The sequence below is a fragment of the Peptoniphilus ovalis genome, from assembly GCF_018919265.1.
GTDB lineage: Bacteria > Bacillota > Clostridia > Tissierellales > Peptoniphilaceae > Peptoniphilus_A > Peptoniphilus_A ovalis.
In genome coordinates this window covers 358,318-384,548 of record NZ_JAHLQO010000003.1, presented here as the reverse complement: position 1 = coordinate 384,548, position 26,231 = coordinate 358,318, and the positions used below count along the sequence as shown (strand labels likewise).

17 protein-coding genes and 1 pseudogene are annotated in these 26,231 nt (G+C 30.2%); all 18 read left to right on the top strand.

Features of this window, described 5'->3' with window-relative positions; translation table 11 throughout:
* Nucleotides 1-177 precede the first annotated feature (177 nt).
* Nucleotides 178-705, top strand: a complete 528-nt coding sequence (locus tag KQI68_RS05470; RefSeq protein ID WP_216549125.1) for a PcfB family protein — start codon at nucleotides 178-180, stop codon at nucleotides 703-705.
* A 402-nt stretch (nucleotides 706-1,107) separates the two neighbouring features.
* Nucleotides 1,108-2,103: an ORF6N domain-containing protein gene (locus KQI68_RS05465; RefSeq protein ID WP_216549124.1), complete on the top strand. Its 996-nt coding sequence runs from the start codon at nucleotides 1,108-1,110 to the stop codon at nucleotides 2,101-2,103.
* Between the two features lie 88 nt (nucleotides 2,104-2,191).
* The gene (locus KQI68_RS05460) at nucleotides 2,192-2,893 is read left to right on the top strand and encodes a replisome organizer (RefSeq protein ID WP_216549123.1); all 702 of its coding nucleotides are present in this window, start codon (nucleotides 2,192-2,194) and stop codon (nucleotides 2,891-2,893) included.
* A 138-nt stretch (nucleotides 2,894-3,031) separates the two neighbouring features.
* Complete coding sequence (locus tag KQI68_RS05455; RefSeq protein WP_246541252.1) at nucleotides 3,032-3,271, top strand: hypothetical protein; 240 nt, start codon at nucleotides 3,032-3,034, stop codon at nucleotides 3,269-3,271.
* Between the two features lie 3 nt (nucleotides 3,272-3,274).
* Entirely contained in the window at nucleotides 3,275-4,921 is a 1,647-nt protein-coding gene (locus KQI68_RS05450; RefSeq protein WP_216549122.1) for a recombinase family protein, read from the top strand.
* A gap of 6 nt (nucleotides 4,922-4,927) precedes the next feature.
* Nucleotides 4,928-5,008 (top strand): Maff2 family mobile element protein, encoded by an 81-nt coding sequence (locus KQI68_RS05445; protein WP_425516610.1) that lies wholly within the window; start codon nucleotides 4,928-4,930, stop codon nucleotides 5,006-5,008.
* Between the two features lie 10 nt (nucleotides 5,009-5,018).
* Nucleotides 5,019-5,882, top strand: a complete 864-nt coding sequence (locus KQI68_RS05440) for a VirB6/TrbL-like conjugal transfer protein, CD1112 family (RefSeq protein WP_216549121.1) — start codon at nucleotides 5,019-5,021, stop codon at nucleotides 5,880-5,882.
* A 9-nt stretch (nucleotides 5,883-5,891) separates the two neighbouring features.
* Nucleotides 5,892-6,182, top strand: a complete 291-nt coding sequence (locus tag KQI68_RS05435; RefSeq protein WP_216549120.1) for a hypothetical protein — start codon at nucleotides 5,892-5,894, stop codon at nucleotides 6,180-6,182.
* A 1-nt stretch (nucleotide 6,183) separates the two neighbouring features.
* Nucleotides 6,184-6,588, top strand: a complete 405-nt coding sequence (locus tag KQI68_RS05430) for a PrgI family protein (protein WP_216549119.1) — start codon at nucleotides 6,184-6,186, stop codon at nucleotides 6,586-6,588.
* The gene (locus tag KQI68_RS05425; protein ID WP_216549118.1) at nucleotides 6,485-8,908 is read left to right on the top strand and encodes a VirB4-like conjugal transfer ATPase, CD1110 family; all 2,424 of its coding nucleotides are present in this window, start codon (nucleotides 6,485-6,487) and stop codon (nucleotides 8,906-8,908) included. The genes KQI68_RS05430 and KQI68_RS05425 overlap by 104 nt, the downstream gene beginning before the upstream one ends.
* Nucleotides 8,909-8,915: 7 nt before the next feature.
* Complete coding sequence (locus tag KQI68_RS05420) at nucleotides 8,916-11,480, top strand: C40 family peptidase (protein WP_216549117.1); 2,565 nt, start codon at nucleotides 8,916-8,918, stop codon at nucleotides 11,478-11,480.
* A 14-nt stretch (nucleotides 11,481-11,494) separates the two neighbouring features.
* Complete coding sequence (locus tag KQI68_RS05415) at nucleotides 11,495-11,743, top strand: hypothetical protein (protein WP_216549116.1); 249 nt, start codon at nucleotides 11,495-11,497, stop codon at nucleotides 11,741-11,743.
* Entirely contained in the window at nucleotides 11,721-14,243 is a 2,523-nt protein-coding gene (locus tag KQI68_RS10485) for a stalk domain-containing protein (protein ID WP_216549115.1), read from the top strand. Before KQI68_RS05415 ends, KQI68_RS10485 begins: the two co-directional genes overlap by 23 nt.
* A gap of 14 nt (nucleotides 14,244-14,257) precedes the next feature.
* Nucleotides 14,258-15,130 (top strand): CD1107 family mobile element protein, encoded by an 873-nt coding sequence (locus KQI68_RS05405; RefSeq protein ID WP_216549114.1) that lies wholly within the window; start codon nucleotides 14,258-14,260, stop codon nucleotides 15,128-15,130.
* A 59-nt stretch (nucleotides 15,131-15,189) separates the two neighbouring features.
* The gene (locus KQI68_RS05400; RefSeq protein WP_216549113.1) at nucleotides 15,190-16,917 is read left to right on the top strand and encodes a DNA topoisomerase 3; all 1,728 of its coding nucleotides are present in this window, start codon (nucleotides 15,190-15,192) and stop codon (nucleotides 16,915-16,917) included.
* Nucleotides 16,904-17,857 (top strand): DNA cytosine methyltransferase, encoded by a 954-nt coding sequence (locus KQI68_RS05395; protein WP_216549112.1) that lies wholly within the window; start codon nucleotides 16,904-16,906, stop codon nucleotides 17,855-17,857. The genes KQI68_RS05400 and KQI68_RS05395 overlap by 14 nt, the downstream gene beginning before the upstream one ends.
* Before the next feature lie 40 nt (nucleotides 17,858-17,897).
* Nucleotides 17,898-19,394 carry an SIR2 family protein gene (locus KQI68_RS05390; RefSeq protein ID WP_216549111.1) on the top strand — a complete coding sequence of 499 codons (1,497 nt, stop codon included), beginning with the start codon at nucleotides 17,898-17,900 and terminating at the stop codon, nucleotides 19,392-19,394.
* Between the two features lie 75 nt (nucleotides 19,395-19,469).
* Nucleotides 19,470-25,922, top strand: a pseudogene (locus KQI68_RS10565) (helicase-related protein); the annotation flags it as partial.
* Nucleotides 25,923-26,231: the final 309 nt, after the last annotated feature.

The window sequence follows — 26,231 nt, the reverse complement described above, 5'->3', positions numbered from 1 at the left end:
AAAGCTATTTTAAGCTATTTAAAAGTATAAAAGGTACAAAGACCTAAGAAAGCTATAAAAACATCAAAATAAGCACTCCACCACCAACAACAATAAAATAAAAACAATCAAAGGGAAGTATAGAAAAATTAAAGCCTATACTTCCCTTTTTTTAATTCAAACAAAGGAGAGAAAGGCATGATAAACGAAGAAATAAGCAAAGAAGCAGGTCAAGCAGCACAAACCATAATAACATACACAATAAAGGCAGCAAAAGAATCAATCAACTTAGACAAAGAAATAAGAAAAAAGATGAATGAAACTTTAGAAAAAGCAAATGGCAACCTAAAAAGCCTTATGGGCGGTGAAATGAAAATAAAAGACCTATATAAAAAAGGACAACTAGAAAATATAAGCATAGATCAAAGCAATCTCAAAGACTTAAAAAAAGAACTAAACAAACTTGGAGTAAGTTTCTCAGTAATGAAAAACAAAGAAAGCCAAAACTATGAAATATTCTTCCAAGCCAAAGACATAAAAGTAATGGAATATGCCTTTAAACAAGTCATAGCCAAGGAAAATAAAAAAGAAAAAGAAAGTATCCTAAAACAAATAAAGAAATACAAAGACCTATCCAATAACAAGGATAAGACAAAAGAGAAAGTCAAAAGAAAAGTAAAAGAAAAAGTAAAACCAAGCAAAAAAGATATGACCAGAGAAATCTAAGGGAGTAACGAAAAGTTACACCCTTAGACACCTAAAATAACAAGACTTCCGAAAAGCAGAAGTCCAGAATTCCGAAAATCGGAAATCAAGAATTTCGATTATCGAAAATCAAGAAAGGAGCAGATATGGCAACAAACAAGAGATATTATTGGATAAAATTAAAAGAGGACATTGTCCTTAATGAGTCCAACCCATGTCCGACAAGAGATAGAGATAGAGAAAGATATAGAGATAGATAGAGAGAGATAGGGAGAGATAGAAAAGATTTAATATTTTTGGTATAATTATAGAAATTGACTTTGAAAATATGATGGATAATTGGCTTAAGAGCTGTAAGCTAAATGAAACAAAGATAAAATGGCTACAAGTTGTAGCCCCCAAAATATATAGGAGGTGAATTTTATGGCAGAGCAAAATAAGGAAATTGTAGTTATAGATGAAACTACAATTAAAAGTAAGATTTACTATATACGAAATCAAAAGGTTATGCTTGATTTTGAGTTAGCTGAAATATATGGGTATACAACGACAAGATTTAACGAACAAGTAAAAAATAATTCGGAGAAATTTGATGATGATTTTATGTTTCAGTTGACGAAATCAGAGTTTGAAAACTTGATATCGAAAAAATCGACATCAAGTTGGGGTGGTCGTAGAAAACTACCTTATGCTTTTACAGAGCAGGGTATTTATATGCTTATGACTGTATTAAGGGGAGAACTTGCAGTTAAACAGAGCAAGGCTTTAATACGAATGTTTAAGCAGATGAAAGACTTCATCGTTGAAAATCAAGATTTTATCAGCTCAAAGGAATTAGTTCAAATAGCAATTCAAACAAATCAAAACACAAATGATATTGCAAGGATAGATAGCAAGATTAACACATTAGCTACTAAAGAAGATTTAAAAAAGGTAATGGATAATTTTATAGACCCGGAAACATATAAACATTTCCTCTTGATGAATGGAGATAAGATAGAAGCTGATGTTGCCTATACAAAAATATATAAATCAGCAAAGAAAAGTATTTATGTTATAGATAACTATATAGGGCTTAAAACATTAGAACTTTTAAGAGCTGCAAGAGATAAGACTCAAATCATAGTCTTTAGCGATAATGTTAAAAACAAGGATATGCTTACAAAAAATATCTTAGATGATTTTAGAAAAGAATATCCTAATATAGACCTGAAACTGAAAATAGCGGGTAAAAAATACCATGATAGATACATTGCCATAGACTATGGAACGGGAAATGAAGCCTTTTATCTTTGTGGAGCATCATCAAAGGATGCAGGGAATAAGGTATCAACCATTACCAAGATAGAAGAATCTTCTAAAGATATGTATCATGATATGTTTAGTAAGATGTTAAATAATAAAGACTTAAAAATTTAATATATAATTATGTTAAATCATAGCAATATGTAAGGCGATAGAAGTAAAAAACTATCGTCTTTTTTTATTTGAAGAAAGGTAGGAGAGCATGGCAGATAAAAGAATGTTTTCACTAAAGATAGTAGATAGCGACTTATTTTTGGATATGCCACTAAGTAGTCAATGTCTGTATTTTCATCTATCAATGAGGGCAGATGATGATGGTTTTGTAAATAATCCTAAGAAAATCATCAAGATTATCGGAGCAAATGAAGATGATCTAAAAATACTCATTGCCAAAGGCTTTGTGATAGTCTTTGATCAGGGAATTATCGTCATTACTCATTGGAAGATAAATAATTTTATTAGAAAAGACAGATATAAGCCAACAATGTATATAGAGCAGAAACAACAGCTTTATCAAACGGAAAATGGAGCATATATTTCAGAAGAAAAAGTTGGTTGTCATTTGGTTGACCAAAGGTTGTCAAGTGGTCAACCCAGTATAGGTAAGGGTAGATTAGATAAGGTTAGTATAGATAAGGGGAGAGGAGAACAGTCCACCCCCATTTTTTATGGAGAATTCAAAAATGTAAGGTTAAGCAAAGAAGAATATAAGAACCTTAAAGAAAAATTAAACTCACACACAGAAATAATGATAAATAAACTATCAAGATACATGAAAAGTAGTGGCAAGACCTATCAAAACCATTATGCGACAATCTTAAAATGGTATGAAGAAGATAAAGAAAAACTAAGACATCAAGGAGGAAATAAAAAAATGAACTATGATGTAGGAGAATCTTTATAGATAAAAAGAGGTGGAAAGCCACTATTAAAGACTTTAAGTCTAAAAAGGTATCAAAGTATGCCAGAGATAATAAAAAGATAAATATGACACTTAAAAGGCGATTAGAAAATTAAAAATCTAATCGCCTTTTTTTATTGCATGAAAGGACAATCTATGACAAAAAGACAAATAAAATATATTGTAAAAAGAAATTATGATAATAGAAGAACAGACACAGACGCTTTTCTAAGATTAATAAAAAAATCAAGCAAATTAAATAAGACTAATGAAATTGAGTATAACAAATATAATATTGATAGTAATAAAAAAGAGTGCTATAATAAAAATAGTTTTAGAGAAAGTTGTGTTATTTCTGAAAACTCAAACAAGGAGGAATAGGAAATGATACAAACAAATTCAAATCACTTTTCATTCAAAGCTGCAATTTATTGCAGACTATCTAAAGATGATGAGCAGAAAGGAGAGAGTGCCAGCATACAAAACCAAAAGGAACTTTTAGAAAACTATGTAAAATCAAAAGGTTGGAGTATTTACGATGTATATATAGATGATGGATATACTGGATTAAATACAAATAGACCATCATTTCAAAGACTAATTAGAGATATTGAAAATAAGAAAGTGGATATAGTCATCACTAAGGACTTATCAAGGCTTGGAAGAAACTATTTGCAGACTGGATACTATACAGAAAATTTCTTCCCAAAGAACAATGTCAGATATATAGCTTTAAATGATGGAGTAGATACCTTTCAAGAAAACAACGAAATAGTTCCTTTTAAAAATGTTTTAAACGAGTTTTATTCAAGAGATGTTTCCAAAAAGATGAAATCTGCCTATATGACAAGGGCAAGGCAAGGAAAATTTATTGGTTGTCTTGCTCCAATAGGATATAGGAAAGACAATGATGATCCACACAAATTAGTAATCGATGATGAAACCTCATGGATTGTTGAAAAAATTTTTGATCTTGCTTTTAGTGGTTATGGAGTACAAGCAATTAGGAGAAGACTTTTTGAAGAAAAAATACCTACACCTACCTGGTGGAATAGAAAAAAAGGACTTAGAAATAAAAAAACTAAGTTAGAAATGACCGTAGATGGTGGAGAGTATTGGTGGGACTGCACAACCCTAAAAGAAATTATTGAAAACCCAGTTTATATTGGTCATATTGCTAGTCAAAAAGTTAATTATAAATTCAAAGTAGGTTGGTTATCCGATAAACCTAAAGAGGAATGGATAATAGTAGAAAATACACACGAACCAATTATTTCTGAAGATATTTATAATATAGCAAATGAAAAATTAAAGAGCAGGAGAAGACCATTCAAAAATAGAGAAGAAAGCATATTTGCAGGCATTGTGAAATGCCCCGATTGTGGAAAATCTTTAAATCTTGGAAGAAACAAATCGAAAAAAAGAGAAAAGTTACTCACTTGTAACACTTATAGAAGATACGGGAAGTCATTATGTAGTCAACATAGAATTTATTACGATACTCTTTATGAGATAGTGCTTAAAGATATTAGAAAAAATGCAGAAATAGCATTAAAAGATGAAAAAGAAATCATAAAAGCACTTGAAAAATCACGAGAAATTGATAATGAAGAAGAACAAAAATTTATCATGGATAAGATTTACGAAGATCAGATAAGAGTAGAAGACTTAACTAAAAAGATTGAAAGACTATATGATGACTGGCTAGATAATAAGATAAGTGAAAGCAACTTCCAAAAAATTCTTGAAAAATCACAGAAAGAACAAGACTATTTAAACCAAAGAATAGAAGATAATCAAAAATTGATTGTTAAAGAAGATCTTGAAGATATTAATGTCAAAAAATGGATTGAACTCATAAAAAAACATAGGGATATAAAGAAGCTGGACAAAGAAACCTTAAACGAACTCATCTCAAAAATCTATGTTCACGAAAAAGAAGTAGTGAATGGAGAAATCACCCAAACAATTGATATTTACTACAATTTCATAGGAAATACAGACACACTACAAGTATTTTACAATCTTTAATTAGGCATAAAGCAGCTAATGGCTGGTGGAGGAATTGTGTTGATTGGTATGAAGTTAATTCCACTACTTGCAAATGCTCTAAACTAGGAGCAGATCTATGTTTGGTATCTTTGATAAGCTGACTGAATTTTTTAAGGAGATGCTACTTGGAGGTATCAAAGCAAATCTTGAGTCAATGTTTTTAGATATAAATGACAAGGTAGGAGTTATTGCAACTGATGTTGGTAAAACACCAATGGGATGGAATGGAGAAGTATATAACTTCATTAAAAGCATTAATGATAATGTAATTGTCCCGATAGCTGGTCTTATTATAACGGCGGTCTTGTGTATTGAACTCATAAATATGGTTATGCAGAAGAACAATATGCATGATACAGATACTTTTGAGTTTTTCAAATACATTATAAAGATGTTTATAGCGGTCTACCTTGCAAGCCATGCCTTTGAATTTTCAATGGCAGTATTTGACGTGGCACAAAATCTTGTAAATAGGGCGGCAGGGGTAATCACTACTTCTGCCACTGTTTCAGGAGATCAGATTGTTGCAATGGTTGATACATTAAAAGAAAAAGACGTAGGCGAGTTATTAATGGTGCTTGTTGAAACAGGTCTAGTAAGGCTTGCAATTCAAGGTATATCACTTGTAATTACTCTAATAGTTTATGGACGTATGTTTGAAATTTATGTCTATTCATCAGTATCTTCAATACCATTTGCGACTATGGGAAATAAAGAATGGGGTCAGATTGGAACAAATTATATCAAGGGACTTTTTGCCTTGGGACTACAAGGTTTGTTTTTGATGGTATGTTTGGGTATCTATACGGTTTTAATAAGGACAGTTCAAATTACAGATATTCACGCATCACTTTTTAGCATTTTAGGATATGCTCTACTACTTGGACTAATGATGTTTAAGAGTGGAACAGTTGCAAAAAGCATTATGAACACACACTAGGAGGAATAAATGGATAAAAAGAAAAAATATATTTTGTTAGGTCTTGGCATTTTATCAGGATCTATTTTTGAAATTTTAAAAGAGAAAAGACAAAAAGAAGAAATCAACCTATTGAAAAATAAAATCAATAAACTTGGTCATTGTCATAATGAGTTTATTATGTACCAAGGAAAATACAACGATGACAATGATGAATTACTTGAAGAATTAAATGAAAGAGTTAGTTACCTAGAAGAAGAAACGACTTCTAACTATGACCACATTGTTGAAGTTTCAAAAGATATTGTAAGAGGAGATTAAAATGGCTTATGTACCAATACCAAAAGACTTGGATAAGATAAAAACAAAAGTAGCCTTTAATCTAACAAAAAGACAGTTAATAGGTTTTTCTGTGGCAGGACTAATTGGCATACCTACCTATCTATTTGTGAAGAAATATTTACCTAATGATATTTCAATTATTGTAATGCTAATAGTAACCTTGCCAATCTTTTTTATAACCCTATATGAAAAAGACACCTTAACTTTTGAAAAATATTTTAAGTTTTTCTATCTACACAAGTTTTATCAGCCAAATAAAAGGATAAGAAGGGAGGTCTACCTTGAAGAAAAGAGAAAAGCAAATCAAAGAATTAAGTCAAAGGCAAAGACAGTTAAAAGAAGACAAAAAGGAAGTAAAGAAATTAAAAGCAAAGATAGAAAATAAGAATAACTTGCTAAATATACTTCTAAAGAAAGAAAAGAAGAAATTCACGGTAGAAGATACTATTCCATATTTAAGAATGTTACCAGAGGGAATTTGTCAATTAGATGAAAAGAATTATTCAAAAACAATTGCATTTCAAGATATAAATTACCAGTTGGCATTGGAAGAAGATAGAGATTTAATCTTTAACCAATTTGCCAACTTTTTAAATTCCTTTGATCCAAGTGTCCACATTGAACTTTCTTATGTAAACCAATTAGGAAGAAATGAAGATCTTCAAGATGCAATAAAAATTGCTGATAAAGGAGACTTCTATGACGATGTAAGAAAAGAGTTTAGGGAGATGTTGAAGCTTCAACTTGCAAAGGGAAATAATGGACTTAAAAAGATGAAGTATATAACCTTTACCACAGAAGCAGACAATCTTGAGCAAGCAAGGGCAAAACTTAATAGACTTGAAGTAGATATCTTATCTAATTTTAAATCAATGGGAGTAAGGGCAGAAAGTCTTGATGGAGAGGAAAGATTAAAGTTAATCCACGATATGCTTAATCCTGATAAGAATTTTAATTTTTCATATAAGGATTTAAAAAAGAAAGAGTCAACAAAGACAAGAATTACACCAAATGTCTTTAACTTTACACCAGCAAATAATTTTAAGTTTGGTAAATATATTGGAGCAACAAGTCATTTTCAAATACTTGCAAGTGAGTTATCAGACAGAATGTTATCAGAGTTTTTAGATATTGATGACAATATTTATGTAGCCTTTCATATTGATGTTGTCGAGCAAGCAGAAGCAATTAAGCTAATAAAAAGAAAAAATACAGACCTAGATAGAATGAAAATTGAGGAGCAGAAAAAGGCGGTTCGAGCAGGATATGATATGGATATTATCCCGTCAGACATTAATACCTATGGGGCAGATGTTAAGGGAATGCTTTCAGACTTACAAAATAGGGACGAAAGGCTCTTTGTAGTTACCATAGTAATGATGAATTTTGCAAGGACTAATCAAAAATTAGAAAACACTATTGCACAAATCTCATCAATTGCAAATAGGCACAATTGCCAAGTAAAAAGACTTACTCATCAGCAAGAACAAGGACTTGTTTCAATCTTACCAATTGGAATAAATCAAGTGGAGATAAAAAGATTTTTAACGTCATCATCAACGGCGGTCTTTATGCCTTTTACAACAGAAGAGCTATTTATTGATTCGGCAAATTCCTTGTATTATGGCTTAAATGCCCTTAGCCAAAACTTGATAATGGCAGATAGAAAGAAACTTAAAAACCCTAATGGACTTATTTTAGGTACACCAGGTTCTGGTAAATCTTTCTCGGCAAAAAGAGAAATGGCAAATGCAATTCTTGTCACAGTTGACGATGTAATTATTTGTGATCCTGAAGGCGAGTATTCAAACCTTGTAAAACAATTTAATGGAGAAGTTATTAAAGTTTCGGCAAAATCAAAGGACTACCTAAACCCACTAGATATTAATATGAACTATGGAGATGGGGACGCACCACTAAAGGATAAGGCAAATTTCATAATGTCTATGCTTGAACTTGTAGTTGGTGGAAGTGGACTTACTGCTGCAGAAAAATCTGTTATAGATAGGTGTTTACCAAAGATATATCAAAAATATTTTGAAGACCCTATTCCTGAAAATATGCCAATACTTGGAGATTTATACGATATGCTCCTATCTCAAGAAGAGGGAGTTGGCAAGAAACTCGCAACAGAAATGGAAATTTATGTTAAGGGAAGTCTTAATGTATTTAATAATAGGTCAAATGTTGACCTAAATAGGCAACTGCTCTGTTTTGATATAAAAGAGCTAGGAACACAACTTAAAAAAATAGGTATGCTTGTAATTCAAGACCAAGTTTGGAACAAGGTTTCCCTAAATAGAGGAAGCAAGTCTACAAGATACTATATAGATGAGTTCCACCTTTTATTAAAAGACCCACAAACTGCTTCATATTCTGTAGAAATATGGAAAAGATTTAGAAAATGGGGCGGTATTCCAACAGGTATAACTCAAAACGTAAAAGACCTTTTAACAAGTCAGGAAATTGAAAATATATTTGATAATACAGACTTTGTTCTAATGCTAAATCAAGCATCTGGAGATAGGGATATTCTTGCTAAGAAACTTAAAATATCACCTTATCAGCTAAACTATATAACTAATTCAAATGCAGGTGAGGGACTTTTATTCTTCGGAAATACTATTGTTCCCTTTATAGATAAATTCCCTAAAGACACCATGCTATATAAACTGATGACAACAAAACCAGAAGAAGCTAAGTAGGTGTGATATGGATAAGAAGTTAAAAAAAGATTTCCAAAAGAAAATTATACGAAATAGGGACGCTCCTCAAAAGAATGTTGATAGTAAACTTGTTCATTCAGATGATTATACCAATAAGATTATTAAGACTAAGGATAGGTTTAAGGACAAAATAGCTGATAAGGAATCTAAACTTATCCATGAGCGAGTAAAGACAAGTTCGGAGAAAAAAGAAAAACTAATGGACTTTCAAAAATCTAAAAATAAAGAAAGAATCAAAAAAGAAGTAAGTGAAAGCAAGAATAAAGTTAATGAAGATTTAAGTGAAACTAAGGCAGAAAGTGTTTTAGAAAATATTGAAAACGATGGTTTTAATAAGAATGAAGAGCTTGATTATGATTATAGAAAGGTAGATTTTAATAGAAATCTTAAAAGAAGTAGTGATAATGATAAATTAACGACTGAGGATACAAATCCAAATGTTGAGCCTTTATCTAATAAGAAGTCAAAAAGTAAAAGACAAATTCAAAAAAACTTTCAAGATAAGATTACTCATAGTAAGGATAGGTTTCAAGATAAGATTAGTCAAAAAGAATCTAAAATGCTTCATACAAGTGAAGATAAACCTATTGAGACTAAGAAAAGTAAAAGAAGATATAGGAAAGAAAAACAGATTGAAATTAAGAATGATGAAAATGGTATAAAGTCTAATGATTTAAAGAGTAAGGGATTAAAAGATTACCAAAAGAGCCTTTACAAAAAGTCTATAGAAGTTAAGGAAAATACTACTTTAAAAGCTAATGAAACTGATTTTAAAAAAGATAACCAAGACTCTGCAATTGAAGAAAGATTTAGTGAAAATCTTAAAGAAGAAAAAGATATAAGTTCAAAAGAATCTTTAGCTCAAAAGAATATAAATAAGAAAAAAACCTATTACAAAAGGAAAAATTATGAAAGTGAAGCTCTTACTAGAAAGAAAATCAAGGATTTAAGAAAAGAAGTAAAAGCTGATGATGTAAAAGACTTCATAAAAGATAAGAAAATCTTAGAACTTGATAAGAAAAGAAAAAAGATAAAGGATAAAACATTAAAAGTAAATGTCAAAGATAAACTTGAATCAGGGATTTTATTATCAAGAGCAAAATCATCAGAGCTTGTAAGAGATTATCTAAAAGAAGGTTCTGATAATTCAGGAGTAGAGTCGGGAGAAAAGTTAGCTAATCTTTCATCTAAACTAAATCATGGGATAAGAAAGTATAAGCTAAATAAAAAGAAGAAGTCTATTAAAAAACTTTCCAACTTAGATAAGAAAATAAAAAAGAGAAAGACCAAGCTTGAATTTAGGTCGGGACTTGAAGAGTTAAGGAAGAAGGAAGACTATAAAAAGAAAAGTTTTTTTAAAAAGTTTTACCAAAGAAAACAAATGAAGAGCATGATAGCTAAAAAGCACGAAACAAGACTTGTAGATAAAGTTAAAAAAGCTATTTTAAGTTTAGGTAAGGCTTCTAAAGAGTTAATCATTAGAAAAGGTAAAGCAGTTCTATTTGTAGTTATAGGCTTAGGACTTGCTATATCTATATTTGTAGGTGGTGGAAGTGTTGGAATGAGTGGACTTTCTAACTCTGTAAACTCAGTAATGACAACAACATACCTATCACAAGACACAGTTCTAAGTGAAGTAAATCAAGAATTTTCATCAATGGAATATGACCTACAATCACAAATCGAAAGTGTAAAAACGAGTCATCCTGGATATGACGAATATATCATAAATAAAGAAGGAGAAATTGGTCATAATACCCATGAACTTTTATCCTATATAACTTCAAGATGTGGAGAAGTAAAATCAGCATCTGAAGTAAAAGGAATTCTAAAAGAGCTTTTCGATAAGATGTATAAGCTTGATTTTAAGGAAGAAATTGAAATTAGAACAAGAACAGTAGCAAGGACTAGATATGATAGTCGTGGCAATCCTTATACTAGCTATGAAAAAGAAGAGTACGAATATAAAAAGTTAATTGTAACTTTAAAGAAAAAAGAAATGGATGAAGTTGTTAGGGAAATTTTTAAAGATTATCCAGACAATGTAGTTCATTATGAAGCCTTACTTGAAGCTAAGGGGAATATGGGAGATGTTTTTGGATCAGGTAATGGGGACTTAGGAGAAATAGTAGACAATCCAAACTTTGGAAATCCTGGTCTTGCTTTTGATTCAGCTACTGCTAAAGCTTTATTTAATGAAGCAGAAAAACACATAGGCAAAAGATATGTCTTTGGAGCAAGTGGACCATCTAATTTTGACTGCTCAGGTTTTGTATGTTGGTCATTTACAAAGTCTGGAGTAAAAAGAATGCCAAGAACAACTGCATGGAGAATATACAAAGACTATTGTAATCCAGTAAGTCCAAGTGAAGCAAAGCCTGGCGATATTATATTTTTCCATTCAACATATAATAGTGGAACACCAATATCCCATGTAGGAATATATGCAGGGAATGGCATGATGATTCACGCAGGAGATCCAATTCAGTACACTTCAATTAATTCAAAATATTGGAAATCACACTTTTATGGTTTTGGAAGACCAAGATAGAAGGGAGATACTATGTGAATAAAAAACTTATAAGTATTAGGAACAAAAAGAAAAAGCTAAAAGAAAAACTTGATGATTTAAATGCAAAATATAAGGAAATTTGTGATGAAGAAATTCAAGTTGAAAATGAAGAAATAATTGTTACTCTAAGACGAAATAACATTAGTCTTGAAGAATTAATGGAGAAAATTAATGATAGAAAAAGAGAAGAAAAATTAAGAGAAAAGGAGATTTTTAATAATGAAGAAACTAAATACGATTAGACTAAGAGCCTTGTTTATGGCTCTTTTGTTAATTTTAACGACAACAACTCATTCTGTATTTGCAGAAAGTAATGAAGTTAAATTTGAAGATAAAAAGTTAGAAGAAGCTGTTAAAAAAACAATTAAGGTAGATAAGGTAACTAAAGAAAATATAAAAGACTTAGAAAAATTAACTTGTAAAGGTATCTCCAGTATAGCTGGATTAGAGTATGCGACAAATCTTAAAGATTTAGACTTTTATTATGGAAATGTTAAAGATCTTAGCCCTATTAAGCATTTAAAGAAGTTAGAAGGACTTCACTTTTTTGATAATGATATAAGGGATATTAGTCCAATTAGTGGACTTACAAATCTAAAAGTTTTATCAATAGGTGCTAATCCTATTAGCGATATAAGTCCATTAAAAAACTTAGTAAATTTAAAAGAGTTTCAAAGGAATATGAACTCGATTAAAGATTTGAGTCCAATTAAATATTTAAAAAATCTTGAAATGTTAGTTATTCAATATCAATCAACACCAGTTAAAGATATTAGTGTGGTTTCAGAACTTAATAAGTTAAGATATTTTTGCTGCTCAGATGGAGATGTTGAAGATATTACGCCCCTTAGAAATCTTAAAAATTTAGACACTTTGTATATTCATAATTCAAAATTAAAGGACATTTCTGTTATAAAAGAAATGCCAAAATTAAAAAGTTTTGGTGCAAGTGGGCAAAAAATAACACTTGTAGCAAAAAAGAGATATGAAAAAATTGATTTAAATAAAGTGATAAAAAGCATTGATGAAGGAGATAAAATTAATTTTTCTTTGGATTCTAAAGATGATGGAGTAAGCTTAACTGATGATAATATACTTGTAATAAATAATCCGTCTTTAGAAGAAGCAAAGGTTAAATTTAATATTTTAGAAAGTAAAAATCCTTTAGCTAAAGAATTATGGGGTCATATATTTGTTGATTTAAGTAAACTTCCAAAAGATGCTTCAACTCAAACTGATATGACAGGATCTGATATTGATGAGAAAGATAAAAATATCGAAGATTTAACAAATCAGCTTAAAGAATTAGAAGATAAAATAAAAGATTTGGAAAATGAAAAGAGTAAAGACCAAGAAAAGATTAAAGAGCTAACAGACAAACTTTCATCTTGTAAGGATAATGGAGAAAAATTAAAAGAAGAAAAGAAAAATCTTGAAGAAAAAATTAAGGAAAAAGATAAGGAAATTTCTGATTTAAATAAGAAAATTGAAGAAATTAAGAAAACTAATGACGATGAGTTGAGTTCTCAAAGAGATAAGCTTAATGACGAAATAAAGAAACTTCAAGATGAAAATTCTAAATTAAAAGATGAATGCTCAAAGACTAAGAGCGAACTTGCAGCTGAAAAAGAAAAGAATGAAAATAATGAAGAAAAAATCAAAGAATTAGAAGATAAGATTAAGTCCTTAGAAGATTTGATTAAAGTTAAAGAAAAAGAAATTGAAGGTAAGGATAGTAAGATTAAAGATTTAGAAAAATCAAATTCTGAGAAAGAAGATAAAATCAAGGAGCTTGAGAAAAACATTGAAGATAAAAATAAAGAGAAAGATTCTTGTTGTAAGAGAATTGAAGATATTAAAAAAGACCTTGATAGTTTAAAAGATTTATCAGAAAAAAGTAAAAAAGAACTTGAAGATAGGATAAAAGATTTAGAAGATAAGCAAAAATCAACTGATGAAGAGTTGAAAAAGCTAAAAGAAGAGTTAAATAAAAAATCTGAAGACTTAAAAAAATTAATCGAAGAAGAAAACAAAAAGAGAAAAGATGAAATTGATAAAGCTATTAAGGATAATGAAAAAGATAAAAAGAAACAAGAAGAATCTGACCTATCTAAAAAGCTTGATGAACTTCTAAATATCAAAAAAGAAAATGAAACTAAAAAAGAAGATAAGAAAGCAGATGATAAAAAATGGAACGAAATTCTAAAGGCTGATGATAAAAATATTTTAAATCAATTTGATCTAAATAAGATGAAAGATAAAGCTAAGGATAAAGACAAAGAAATTTCCAGGGAAAAAGAATTTGCAGTATTTCAAGTAGATAAAAACTTCTATAACATTATCGACCATAAGGGGAAAACTACTGTATACATGGACGTTAAAACTTATGTGGATGATGGAAGAACAATGATTCCAGTAAGATATATTGCTTACACCTTAGGTTTTAATGTTGAATATGATAATGAAACAAGGGAAGCTATTTTTTCAAATAAAGAGAATAATATCTTGGCTAAAAAGACATTAAGACTAAATATTGATACTGGAGTTATGAAAGATTCAGACGGCAAAGTATATAACTCAGATGTTAAGCCAGTCATTATAAATGGAAGAATTCACGCATCAATTTCAAATATTGCAAAAGCCTTTGGAGCAAGCCATGGAGATATTAAAGACGGAAAGAACCAAACTATTGAATGGGATAACCAAAGAAAAGCAGTCTATGTTTTTAAAAATGTAAAATAAGGAAGGAAAAGAAGATGATAAAAAATATTAAGCGAGGAGTAGCATTAAGCCTACTCCTTTTTACTTGTATAAGTCCAATTAATAGCTTTGCTATGACAAATGAGAATGTAGTCGAAAGTCAAAAAGAAAGCATTTATGAACCACAAAAAGAAGAATTTGAGAAGATGTTAAAAGATGATGTTTTTACACCATCAAAAGAAGAAATACCTTATCAAGATGTGCCAAGAATTCCTGATAATAAGAAAGAAAATAAAACAACACCAAATAATACAAATAAGACACCGATGCAAAAGACTCCTCTTGTAAAAGGTGGTAATACAAAGGCAGTAAATAATCTTGCTACAAAAGAAAATAAAGCAAGAGGAACAGTTACTGAAAATGTAGATAGGAATGGAAAAGATATTACACCAAGTGGAGATATAGAAAAAGATAAAGAAAATCCAGTAGATGTAAGACAATTTCTAACCTTTCAAACTAAAAGCGGCAAGACCTTGCATTTAATAGTAGATCATTCATCAAGCCAAGATAATGTAAGACTACTAACAGAAGTAGGAGAGCAAGACTTACTAAATATGATTGAATCAGAAGATAAAAACACTTTAAAGGTGGAAGAGCCTAAGAAAGAAGAAGTAAAAAAAGAAGAGCCAAAAATAGAAAAAGTAAAGGAAGAAAAGAAAAGCTCCATAGGTTCATTTCTAATAATTGCACTTGTAATAGGTGGAGTTGTTGGAGCAGGATATTATTTTAAAGTAGTCAAAGCAAAAGAGGATAAAATAATGGAAGGCTTTGAAGAAGACGATGAGGATTATATTAGTGAGTCAGAAGATGAATCTGACAATGAAGAAAGTCACGAAGAATCTTTAGATGAAGACGATGAACTATTATAATAATTTTTAAAAGCTTGAGCGAGAGAGAAATCTTTCGCTCTTTTTTATTGGAGGTATAAATGAAATTAGTAATAGCAGAAAAGCCAAGTGTAGCAGTTTCTATTGCAAAAGTAATAGGAGCAAAATCAAGAAAAAGTGGATATTATGAGGGTAATGGATACATTGTTTCATGGTGCGTGGGTCATTTAATTCAAATGGTAAGTCCAGATAAGATAGACGAAAAATGGAAGAAATGGACAATAGACACTCTTCCTATAATTCCAGAAGAATATATTTATGAAGTATCTAAAAGCACTAAGAAACAATATGGAGTTTTAAAGAAACTTTTAAACGATAAGAACATAGACACAGTAATAAATGCTTGCGATGCTGGACGTGAAGGAGAATTAATTTTTAGGCTTGTATATGATGAGGCAAAATGCAAGAAGAAAATTCAAAGACTTTGGATATCTTCTATGGAAGACAGTGCAATAAAAAGTGGCTTTGAAAACTTAAAAGAAGGAGACGACTATATTAATCTATACGATTCAGCAAAGGCAAGATCAATTGCAGATTGGCTTGTAGGAATGAATTTAAGTAGGTTATATTCTTGTTTATATAAAGAATCCTATTCAGTGGGCAGAGTCCAAACACCGACCCTATATTTAATAGCTAAAAGGGATAGTGAAATAAGTCTATTTAAAAAACAAAAATATTATACAGTCGACTTATCTTACAAAGATTTAAAACTTGTATCAGAAAGAATAGATAAAAGAGAAATCGCAGAGCAGTTATTAAATCTAATAGATAATGAAATCATAATAACAAATGTCGAAAATAAGGAAGCTACAAGAAGACCTGATAAGCCATATGATTTAACAACACTTCAAAGAGAAGCAAATAAATACTTTGGATATTCAGCAAATGATACTTTAAAAATTGCACAAAGCCTTTATGAAAAGAAGTTAATAACCTATCCAAGGACGGATAGTAGGTATTTAGCTGATGATATGGTGGAAACCATAAAAGAACTTTTAGTAGATCTTCACGAAGATTTTAAGATTAATGAATCAAACTTCCAGTCTATTTTTAATTCATCTAAGGTAACCGACCACTATGCACTAATTCCAACCTTATCAGGTCTTGAAAAAGCAAAAGAACTATTAGATAAGGAAAGCAAAATATATAATCTAATAAAAGATAAATTACTAGCGTCTGTTTCGGATAATTTAATAGAATCAACTACAAAAATAACCTATGAATACGATAAATTTACATTTACTTCAAGTGGTAAAAGCGTAATTAATGAGGGATATACAAGATATCTAAAAGCTTATGTAAAAAACAAAGAAGAAAAGAACTTACCTAAATTATCTACTGGAGAAAAAATCAAACTTTCATCTAAAGAAATTTCAGAAAAGTTTACAAAACCACAAAGTCACTACACTGAAGACAGTCTTTTAAAGGTAATGGAACTTGCGGGAGTAGAAAGTCTTGATAAAAATATAGAAGTAGAAAGAAAAGGCTTAGGAACACCAGCCACAAGAGCTGGAATTATTGAAAATTTAATTTATAAGGGACTAATTAAAAGAGATAAGAAAAATCTACTTGTAACAGAAAAAGGCAATAGATTAGTTTCCATTGTAGAAGAAAGATTTAAATCAGCAAAGACCACATCTGAATGGGAGATGAAACTTGCAAAGATTAGCTCTGGTGAAGTAGACAAAGATGACTTTTTAAGAGAAATAGAAGATAACATAAGGGAGCTTGTAGATAGATACAAGAATAATCTAAATGAAAAGGATTAAAATATTAGAGCTTTTCGGTGGCATAGGTGCTATTAGAAAGGCTTTTATTAATTTAAAGATACCTTATGAAGTAATTGATTATGTAGAAATAGATAAGTCTTGTGTTAAATCATATAACGCACTTTATGGAGAAGATTATATAGCAAAATCAGTAGTAGGATATAAAGCACCTAATGAGAACATAGACTTAATTATGCATGGAAGTCCTTGCCAAGACTTTTCAAGAATTGGTAAAAAGAAAGGTGGAGTAAAAAATTCAGGAACAAGATCAAGCTTATTATTTGAAACAATAAGAATAATTAAAGAAATGAAAGATAAACCTAAATGGATAATTTGGGAAAATGTAAAGGGAGTCCTTGATAGAAATATGAGGGACTCCTTTTTTATTTATCTAAAAGAGCTAGAAAACCTTGGATATGAAAATAAGTATGAAATTCTAAATGCAATGGACTTTGGCATTCCGCAAAAAAGAGAAAGGATATTTGTTGTATCGTATTTTGGAAAAAATAACTTTTCTTTTGATAAGTTAGAAAGAAAAGAAACAAGACCCTTAAATGAATTTTTAGAAAAAGAAGTAAGTAGTCTATATACAATGACCCAACCCTATATGCTTAAATTCTTAAACAAAGACTTAAACAACTCTTTTAAAGGAAGATTAAAGATAATAAAAAACTATGCTTATACAATCACAACCAAACAAATGAGAGTACCAAACTCAGGAATAATTGATATAGGCAATGGAAAATATAGGTATTTAACAGAAAGAGAATGTTTAAGATTAATGGGGTTTGATGATAGTGATATAGATAAATTAGAAAAGGCTCATTTAAGAAGAAAAAATTGCACTTCAAGTAAGCTATATAGACAAGCGGGTAATTCTATTGTTGTTGATGTTTTAATGGAAATAATTATCGCAATAATGTGTATTAGTGCAAAATAGCAACTATAAATGATATAATTAATAAAGAAAGGAATTGAAAATGGACATTAAAACTTTTATTTCAAAATTTAAGAACCATCCAGTGCTTTTTGTAGGGACAGGTATGAGTTTAAGATATTTAAATAATTCATATAGTTGGGATGCTTTATTAAAAAAAATTGCTATGGATCTAACAGGTAGCAATGAATATTTTTATGATATAAAGTCTAAATATCATGACGATCATGGATATAAATATGATTTAATTGCATCTGATTTACAACATAAATTTGATGAAGATGTGAGAAATGACAGGGAAGGAAAATTCAAATATATAAATGACCAATTTTATGATTTAATGGAACAAGATATAAATATAAGTAGGTTCAAGATATATATTTCGAAAATTTTAGATAAACTTGACTATAAAAATATAGATGAACTTAACGAATTAAAAAAAGCAAGAAAAAATATAAGCTCAATTATCACAACAAATTATGATGTTATGTTAGAAGACATTTTTGGATTTAAACCCTTAATTGGAAATGACATATTATTGAGTGATCCATATGGTTCGATTTATAAAATTCATGGTTGTGTAACTGAGCCAGATAAAATAATTATTACTAATGAAGACTATAATAAATTTAATGAAAAATATGAACTTATTAGAGCTCAATTGCTTTCATTATTTATGCATAATCCGATCATTTTTATAGGGTATAGCATTAGCGATAATAATATTAAAAGTATATTAAAAACCATTTTCACATATGTAGATCCTAATTCAGATGAGGCTGAAAAAGTAAGACAAAATTTTTTGCTTGTTGAACATGATGAGGGTTCGAATAATATACAAGTTGTTGATCATGATATAGATATAGAGGGAATACCAACAATCAAGATTAATAAAATTAAAACAGATAACTTTAAAATTATTTATGAAACATTATCTAACTTACAGTTACCTGTATCAGCTATGGATATTAGAAAGGTTCAAAATGTTTTTAGAGATATAAAATCTGGAGGAGATATCAGAGTAAGCATTACAGATGATTTAGATTCCTTAAAGAATAATGAAAAAGTATTGGCGGTTGGTTCTGTAAATACAATTAGATACTCTTTTCAAAATACAAGTGAAATAATGAAAAATTATTTTAAGATAATTGAAGAAGAAAATTTCCAATTATTAGAAGTTGTAGATAAATTAGTAATACAGTCTCAACAGTTTTTTCCTATTTTTGGCTTTTCAAAAATAAATAAAAATATAAAAAGAATTGAAAAATTAAAAACTCAACAAAGCGATAAAATGAAGTCACTAGAAGAATCAATGAAAAATAAAGATTTTAAGAATATACCAAATACTATAAAGGGAATCTTAGATAGTGAAAAAATAGGAATTAGTTTAAAACCTAAGTTAATTGCATTTCAAATTCTAAAAGGAAATATTAAACTAGATGATGCAGAAAAATATTTCAAATCATTAAGTGAAGATGAGAGAACTACAACTGAATATAGAAGACAATTATGTGCATATGATATAAAAAAATATAAATAATAGATAAGTAACATGGACGATAGAAATTAAAATCTATCGTCTCTTTTATTGTCAAAAAACGGAAGGAGGAAGGATATGCAAGTAAATGATTTTAAGAATATAACCCAATCGATTAAGTACGAGATATTACAAGATGAAAAAGAGTATTTAAAACTTTTAAAGGTTATTGGAAATAATCAGAAGTATGATTTTGAAAGTCAGCTAAGTATATACAATAAAGAGCCTGAAGCGACTGCTTGTGCAACTTTTGATATGTGGAGAAAATATTTTGATAGAACTGTTATGAGAGGAGAAAAGGGTATTCCAATTTTAATTGGAAATGACCTATATAAAAAAGTTTCATATATCTTTGATATAAGCCAAACAACTTCAATGAATAGAAATCTAAATCAAGTAAATTTATGGCAGTTTGATCGTTATAATCATAAGGAAGCATTAGATGAATTAATTACGGATAATTCTTTTGAAACAAGTGATTCATTAAATGAAAATATATTTTCTTTAAGTCGCATTTATGGAGATGAGTATATAAATCTATTGCTTTCTGATTTAAGAATAGATATTGAAGATAGGCTAAGCTTTGAAAAATTTATGAGAGATTCCATTTCCCATGCAGTTGGTCAAAGATTTAATCACGACTATCCAATGGATATGGAAAATATTAAAAATAATTTTTTAAGACTTAATACAATTTCACTTGAATCGATAGGTATTGTAATTTCAAGGGTTAGTGAAGATATAATTGACAAAACAATAGAAAAAACTAAAGAAGTTGATAGGCGTAGGCTGCTGACAGAAAGGACTGCCGCCGACTATAATATAGATATAGAAGAAGATGAAGGAGGTAAAGATGGTTTACTTAGACGAGATGATAAGGAAAGAGAACTTGATGACAAGCGAGTTTTCAGAGATGGAGACACCAGAAGAGATAGCGATGAAGATAGAGGAGATAACATTGGATCAAATGGAGATGGACGAGGACTTCATAGAGAAATTTCCGAATCCGACCTACGCAGTCCTAAGACTATCCTATCTAGTGATGAGCGAGGACATGGAGAACTGGAAGAAACTTCAGGAAATGTACGAGGAGAAAACACTTTTGAATCATCTGAAGGAAATTCAAGTTCAGGCAATAGACTATATAGCGAAAGAGAAAGCAAAGATGATGAAAGCCTTGGAGATAAAGGACGAGAATCAGAAAGAGTACAAGGAAATGATGAACACATTGAAGGAAATGGCAATCAAAGAATACGTGGAAGTTTAGAAAATGAAATAAATTCTGATAAAGAAGCTGACAAGGCTTCTTTTTTCTATGCAAAAGATAATCCAAGCATTTTAATGACTGATGAAATGCTAGAAAGAGTGCCAAATCTTTACGCCCAAGAAAATATAAATCTAGCTGATAAAGAAGTTCATACAGCATATTTTATCCCATTTAAAAGCAATTGGACTTGGTACATGACTGAATATGATAGAGAAACAGGTGATGCTTTTGGTCTTGTCTTGGGAGATGAGCCAGAGTGGGGATATTTTAATCTTAATGAACTAAAAGAGCTAAATGCACAAAGATTAATCTTAGAAGATTTTCCAAAAACTTTTAGAGAGATTAAAGATACAGAGCTTGTAAAACAGATGACAAGTGAAGAGCTTGAAAGAGTTTTTAATGGAGAATTATCTTTTGAAAAAGATAAAAGCCTTGATTTAGATTTAAAACCTGGAGATAAGATATATTTTAAAAATAGGGAGTATCTTGTTGATGAAATTAGAGAAAAAGAAGATGGAAGTCATAGGTTAATCTTAAATTCTGATAGTGATGATATCTTCAAAAGTCCCTTTGTAGATTTTTCAAATGAAGAAGATTTGTTAAATAAGATAAGTCTTGAAAGACCTAAGTTTATTATAGGAGATGAAGTTAGATACAAAGATAAAAACTACACTATTACAAATTTTGACCAAATGAGTGGAGGACTTAAAACTGTAACTATAAAGGATAATACAGAATACTTAGGCGGAATGATAAGTGGTTCTGAAGTTATCCCATATAGAAATGATGCTTATCTTGATAATATCTTTGAAAATCTAACTTACACAAATGAAAAGATAGCCGTGAAAGTTGGGCGAGAATTTATTTTTGAGGATACAGATGTTTTTAAAGAGATAAGTCTAGTTGAAACTGGAAATGAAGTAGAAATTGACGGAGAAAAATTTAGTCTATACAAGGGAGAAACTTTTGAAGAAAGTAGAAAGCTTGATGAAATCTTAGATAGTGGAAAATATAAGATATATAATTTATCAGATCAATCTTTAGAAGATGAGATAGAAGTAGAACCTATACAAACATCTATCCTTGATTCATATAATCCTGAAATAGATGAGATGATGAATAAATATGATGTGCCAAGAGAATCTGCGGAAAATCTATTAAGAGGAAAAGAAGACTTAATAAATCAAGGATATAAGCCAAAGATAGATATGACCTTTGCTAAAAACTATGATTTAAAAAGTCATATCTATTCTGAAAATCTTACACCATCTGAAAGACTAGATAAGAATATAAAAGCAATTAAAATGCTAAAAAGATTAGATGATGAAAATAGACTTCCAAAAGAATACGAACAAGCCTACCTTGCTGATTACCTAGGTTGGGGTGGTCTTGCTGATGTATTTGATGAAGAAAAGAAAGGTCAATGGGAAGATGCTCGAAATATTTTAAAAGAAAATCTATCGGAGGAAGAATATAAAAATGCCAAAGAGTCAACTTTAACTGCCTTTTATACACCAAGAGAAGTAATTGATTCTATATATAAGACCTTGTCTGATATGGGTTTTAAGTCTGGAAATATTTTAGAGCCATCAGCAGGTGTTGGAAATTTTATAGGTAACTTACCTACTGAGATGAAAGAGTCAAAAGTTTATGGAGTAGAGCAAGACCTATTAAGTGGAAGAATTTTAGAAAAACTTTATCCAAAGGCTAATATTCAAATAAAAGGCTTTGAAGAAACTTCCTTTTCAAATAACTTTTTTGATATAGCAATAGGTAATGTTCCTTTTGGAGATTTTAAGGTAAATGATAGGGAATATAACAAAAATAACTTTCTAATTCATGACTATTTCTTTGCAAAATCAATAGATAAGGTCAGAAATGGTGGGATAATTGCCTTTATTACATCAAGTGGAACAATGGATAAAAAAGATGAATCGGTAAGAAAATATCTAAATGCAAGGGCAGAATTCTTAGGGGCAATAAGACTTCCTAACACAACATTTAAAGGCTCTGCTGGAACTGAAGTAACATCAGATATTATTTTTCTAAAGAAAAGAGATTCGGTTATAGAAAGAGATGATGATTGGATACACCTTGCAACTGATAAAAAAGGTCTAACTTACAATAAATATTTTGTAGATAATCCTAGGATGGTATTAGGGGATATGAAAGAAGTATCTGGTAGATTTGGAAATACTATCACTTGTAATGAAAAAGAAGACGAAAATCTAAAAGACTTAATGGATCTAGCAAGTAAGGAAATATCTTCAAATTCTAAATATGAAGAAGTCGAGCTATTGGAAGATGAAGAATTAAGTCTTCCAGCGACAGATGATGTTAAGAATTTTTCCTATACCATTATTGACGAAGATGTCTACCTAAGAGAGAACTCAGTCTTAATTAAGCAGAATATATCAGATAAAAATAAAGAGAAGATAAAAGATTATCTTGATGTAATGAATGCTTTGAAAGATGTAATAGAAAAGCAAAAGGATGATTTTTCAGACGAGGAAATAAAAGAGTCACAAGCAAAGTTAAATGAAGTCTATGATAACTTTTCTAAAAAGCATGGCTTTATAAATTCCCTATCAAATACAAGAGCCTTAAAGGAAGATTCAAACTTTCCTTTGGTTTCATCAATAGAAATACTTGATGATGAGGATAATTTTAAGGCTAAAAGTGATATTTTCTCAAAAAGAACAATAACAAGGGCAAAAGTAGTAGACCATGTCGATACTTCCCTTGAAGCCTTAGTTCTATCCATTTCACAAAGAGGTAATGTTGATTTTGACTATATGGAAAATTTAACAGATAAGGATAGAAATACTTTAATAAGAGAACTTGAAGGAGAAATCTTTTTAGATATAAAAGATTTTGATAAGACAAATAATATCATGCCTTTTCAAAATTTTTCTAATGATGATCCCTTTCATTTTAAATATGTAGCAGCAGATGAATACCTAAGTGGAAATATTAGAGAAAAGATTGGCTATTTAAACTCATATATAAATGAACTTGAAAGAGTAAGCGAACTTGTTCCAAGTGAAAAGAAAGATGACTTTTTAAAAGAAATATCTAAATTAAATTTTCAAAGGGAAAAATTACAAGAAGTTATGCCAAAAGAACTTACTGCATCTGAAATAAATGTAAGGTTTGGAGCAACTTGGATACCTGAAAAGGATATAGAAAACTTTACCTTTAATCTACTAAAAACACCTGGATGGGCAAGGTGGAATATAAAGGTGAAATTTTCTCCATTTACAAGCGAGTGGAATGTTGAGGGTAAGAGCCAAGACTCATCAAATGACCTTGCTAACATGACTTATGGTACAAGTAGAGTAAATGCCTATAAGCTAATTGAAAATGCCCTTAATCTAAAAGATACGAAGGTATTTGACCAAGTAATAAATGATGATGGGTCTAAGACTTCTGTATTGAATAAAAAAGAAACTATGCTTGCAAGTCAAAAGCAAGAACTGATTAAAGAAGAATTTAAGAATTGGATATTTGAAGATCCTGATAGAAGATATAGGCTAGAAAAGATTTATAATGAAAAATTCAATTCAATTAGGAATAGAGAATTTGATGGCTCTAACTTAACTTTTGATGGAATGAATACTGAAATCAGACTTCGAGAACATCAAAAAAATGCCATAGCAAGGACTCTTTATGGTGGAAATACACTACTTGCCCATGTAGTAGGAGCAGGAAAAACTTTTGAAATGGTAGCTTCTGCTATGGAATCTAAAAAGTTAGGACTTGCAAGTAAGTCATTATTTGTAGTTCCTAACCATCTAACTACTCAAATCGGGAGAGAGTTTATGCAATTATATCCGTCAGCAAATATTATGGTGGCCGATAAAAAAGATTTTCAACCTAAAAATAGGAAAAGATTTATTGGTAGGATTGCAACGGGAGAATATGATGCGGTCATCATAGGACACTCTCAATTTGAAAAAATACCAATGTCTAAGGAGTACCAGGTAAGGCATATACAAGACCAAATAGATGATATAGTTTCCTTTATTGACGAGAATAAAAGAAATAGAGGAGAAAATTTCACTGTAAAACAACTGGAAAAGACAAAGAAGAAACTTTTGGTAAGACTAGAAAAACTAAATGATGATTTTAAAAAGGATGACGTAATAACCTTTGAAGAACTAGGAGTAGATAAATTATTTATAGACGAAGCTCATAATTACAAAAACTTATTCTTGCATACCAAGATGAGAAATGTTGCGGGTATCGGTCAGAGTGAAGCCTTTAAGTCTTCGGATATGTATATGAAATGTAGGTATATGGATGAAATGACAGATGGAAAGGGCGTTGTATTTGCTACTGGTACACCAATATCAAATTCAATGACAGAGCTTTATACTATGCAAAGATATCTTCAATATGACGATTTAAAGGCAAGAGGATTAGAACATTTTGACGCTTGGGCTTCTACCTTTGGAGAAACAGAAAACACTTTTGAATTATCTCCAGAAGGCACTGGATATAGGCAAAAGACAAGATTTTCAAAGTTCTATAATTTGCCAGAATTGATGAGCATGTTTAAAGAAGTAGCAGATATAAAGACTTCAGATATGTTAAATTTGCCAGTACCAGAAGCAAATTTTGAAGTTATTAAAACAAAACCTACTGAGGAACAAAAAGAAATATTAGAAGCTATTTCAGAAAGGGCTGACGCTGTTAGAAATAACCAAGTAGAGCCAACAGAAGATAATATGTTAAAGATTACAAATGATGGTAAAAAACTTGCCCTTGACCAAAGATTAATAAATCCACTACTTCCCGATGATCCTAATTCAAAGGTAAATGTATGTGTTAAAAATATCTTTTCGATCTGGGATAAGACAAAAGAAAATTCATCGACACAATTAGTATTTTCAGATATGTCTACACCAAAAGGAGATGGAGAGTTTAATATCTATGATGATATTAGAAATAAGCTAGTGAATATGGGAATACCTAAAGAAGAAATAGCCTTTATCCATGAGGCTGACACCGATAAACAAAAAGATGAACTATTTGCCAAGGTTAGAAAAGGCGAAGTAAGGGTATTATTAGGCTCTACTCAAAAAATGGGAGCAGGTACAAATGTACAGAACAAATTAATAGCCTTACACGATTTAGACGTCCCATGGAGACCGTCTGACCTTGAGCAGAGGGCGGGTAGAATTGTTCGTCAAGGTAATGAAAATGATAGGGTAAATATCTTTAGATATGTAACAGAAAATACCTTTGATGCTTATTTGTGGGTGCGACATGAAGTCGCTTAATTTAACTGTTTGGCATGATGACCAAACCAACTATTCCGTTAGTTGAGCCGAGTATCGACTGCACGTAGGTGTGGTAAGCCGATATTAAAGTAACCCTACTTGAGGTAAAACCGTAAGGAAATACCGAAACTGCCAGCAACAAGGTGGTTAGGGAGCGAGGCTTGATAATATGGCTAACATATGTGAACTACTGATAAATGTCGTTAAGGTGAACAGGCTAAAGTTGCTGATAAGCCTGAACCAAAATGGTGTGTAGTCGGATAATCCTTTCCACAGTGGGATTACACG

Coding starts and splice junctions, on each gene's coding strand:
- KQI68_RS05470 (WP_216549125.1), top strand. CDS start 178: ATGATAAACGAAGAAATAAGCAAAGAAGCAGGTCAAGCAGCACAAACC.
- KQI68_RS05465 (WP_216549124.1), top strand. CDS start 1,108: ATGGCAGAGCAAAATAAGGAAATTGTAGTTATAGATGAAACTACAATT.
- KQI68_RS05460 (WP_216549123.1), top strand. CDS start 2,192: ATGGCAGATAAAAGAATGTTTTCACTAAAGATAGTAGATAGCGACTTA.
- KQI68_RS05455 (WP_246541252.1), top strand. CDS start 3,032: ATGAAAGGACAATCTATGACAAAAAGACAAATAAAATATATTGTAAAA.
- KQI68_RS05450 (WP_216549122.1), top strand. CDS start 3,275: ATGATACAAACAAATTCAAATCACTTTTCATTCAAAGCTGCAATTTAT.
- KQI68_RS05440 (WP_216549121.1), top strand. CDS start 5,019: ATGTTTGGTATCTTTGATAAGCTGACTGAATTTTTTAAGGAGATGCTA.
- KQI68_RS05435 (WP_216549120.1), top strand. CDS start 5,892: ATGGATAAAAAGAAAAAATATATTTTGTTAGGTCTTGGCATTTTATCA.
- KQI68_RS05430 (WP_216549119.1), top strand. CDS start 6,184: ATGGCTTATGTACCAATACCAAAAGACTTGGATAAGATAAAAACAAAA.
- KQI68_RS05420 (WP_216549117.1), top strand. CDS start 8,916: ATGGATAAGAAGTTAAAAAAAGATTTCCAAAAGAAAATTATACGAAAT.
- KQI68_RS10485 (WP_216549115.1), top strand. CDS start 11,721: ATGAAGAAACTAAATACGATTAGACTAAGAGCCTTGTTTATGGCTCTT.
- KQI68_RS05405 (WP_216549114.1), top strand. CDS start 14,258: ATGATAAAAAATATTAAGCGAGGAGTAGCATTAAGCCTACTCCTTTTT.
- KQI68_RS05400 (WP_216549113.1), top strand. CDS start 15,190: ATGAAATTAGTAATAGCAGAAAAGCCAAGTGTAGCAGTTTCTATTGCA.
- KQI68_RS05395 (WP_216549112.1), top strand. CDS start 16,904: ATGAAAAGGATTAAAATATTAGAGCTTTTCGGTGGCATAGGTGCTATT.
- KQI68_RS05390 (WP_216549111.1), top strand. CDS start 17,898: ATGGACATTAAAACTTTTATTTCAAAATTTAAGAACCATCCAGTGCTT.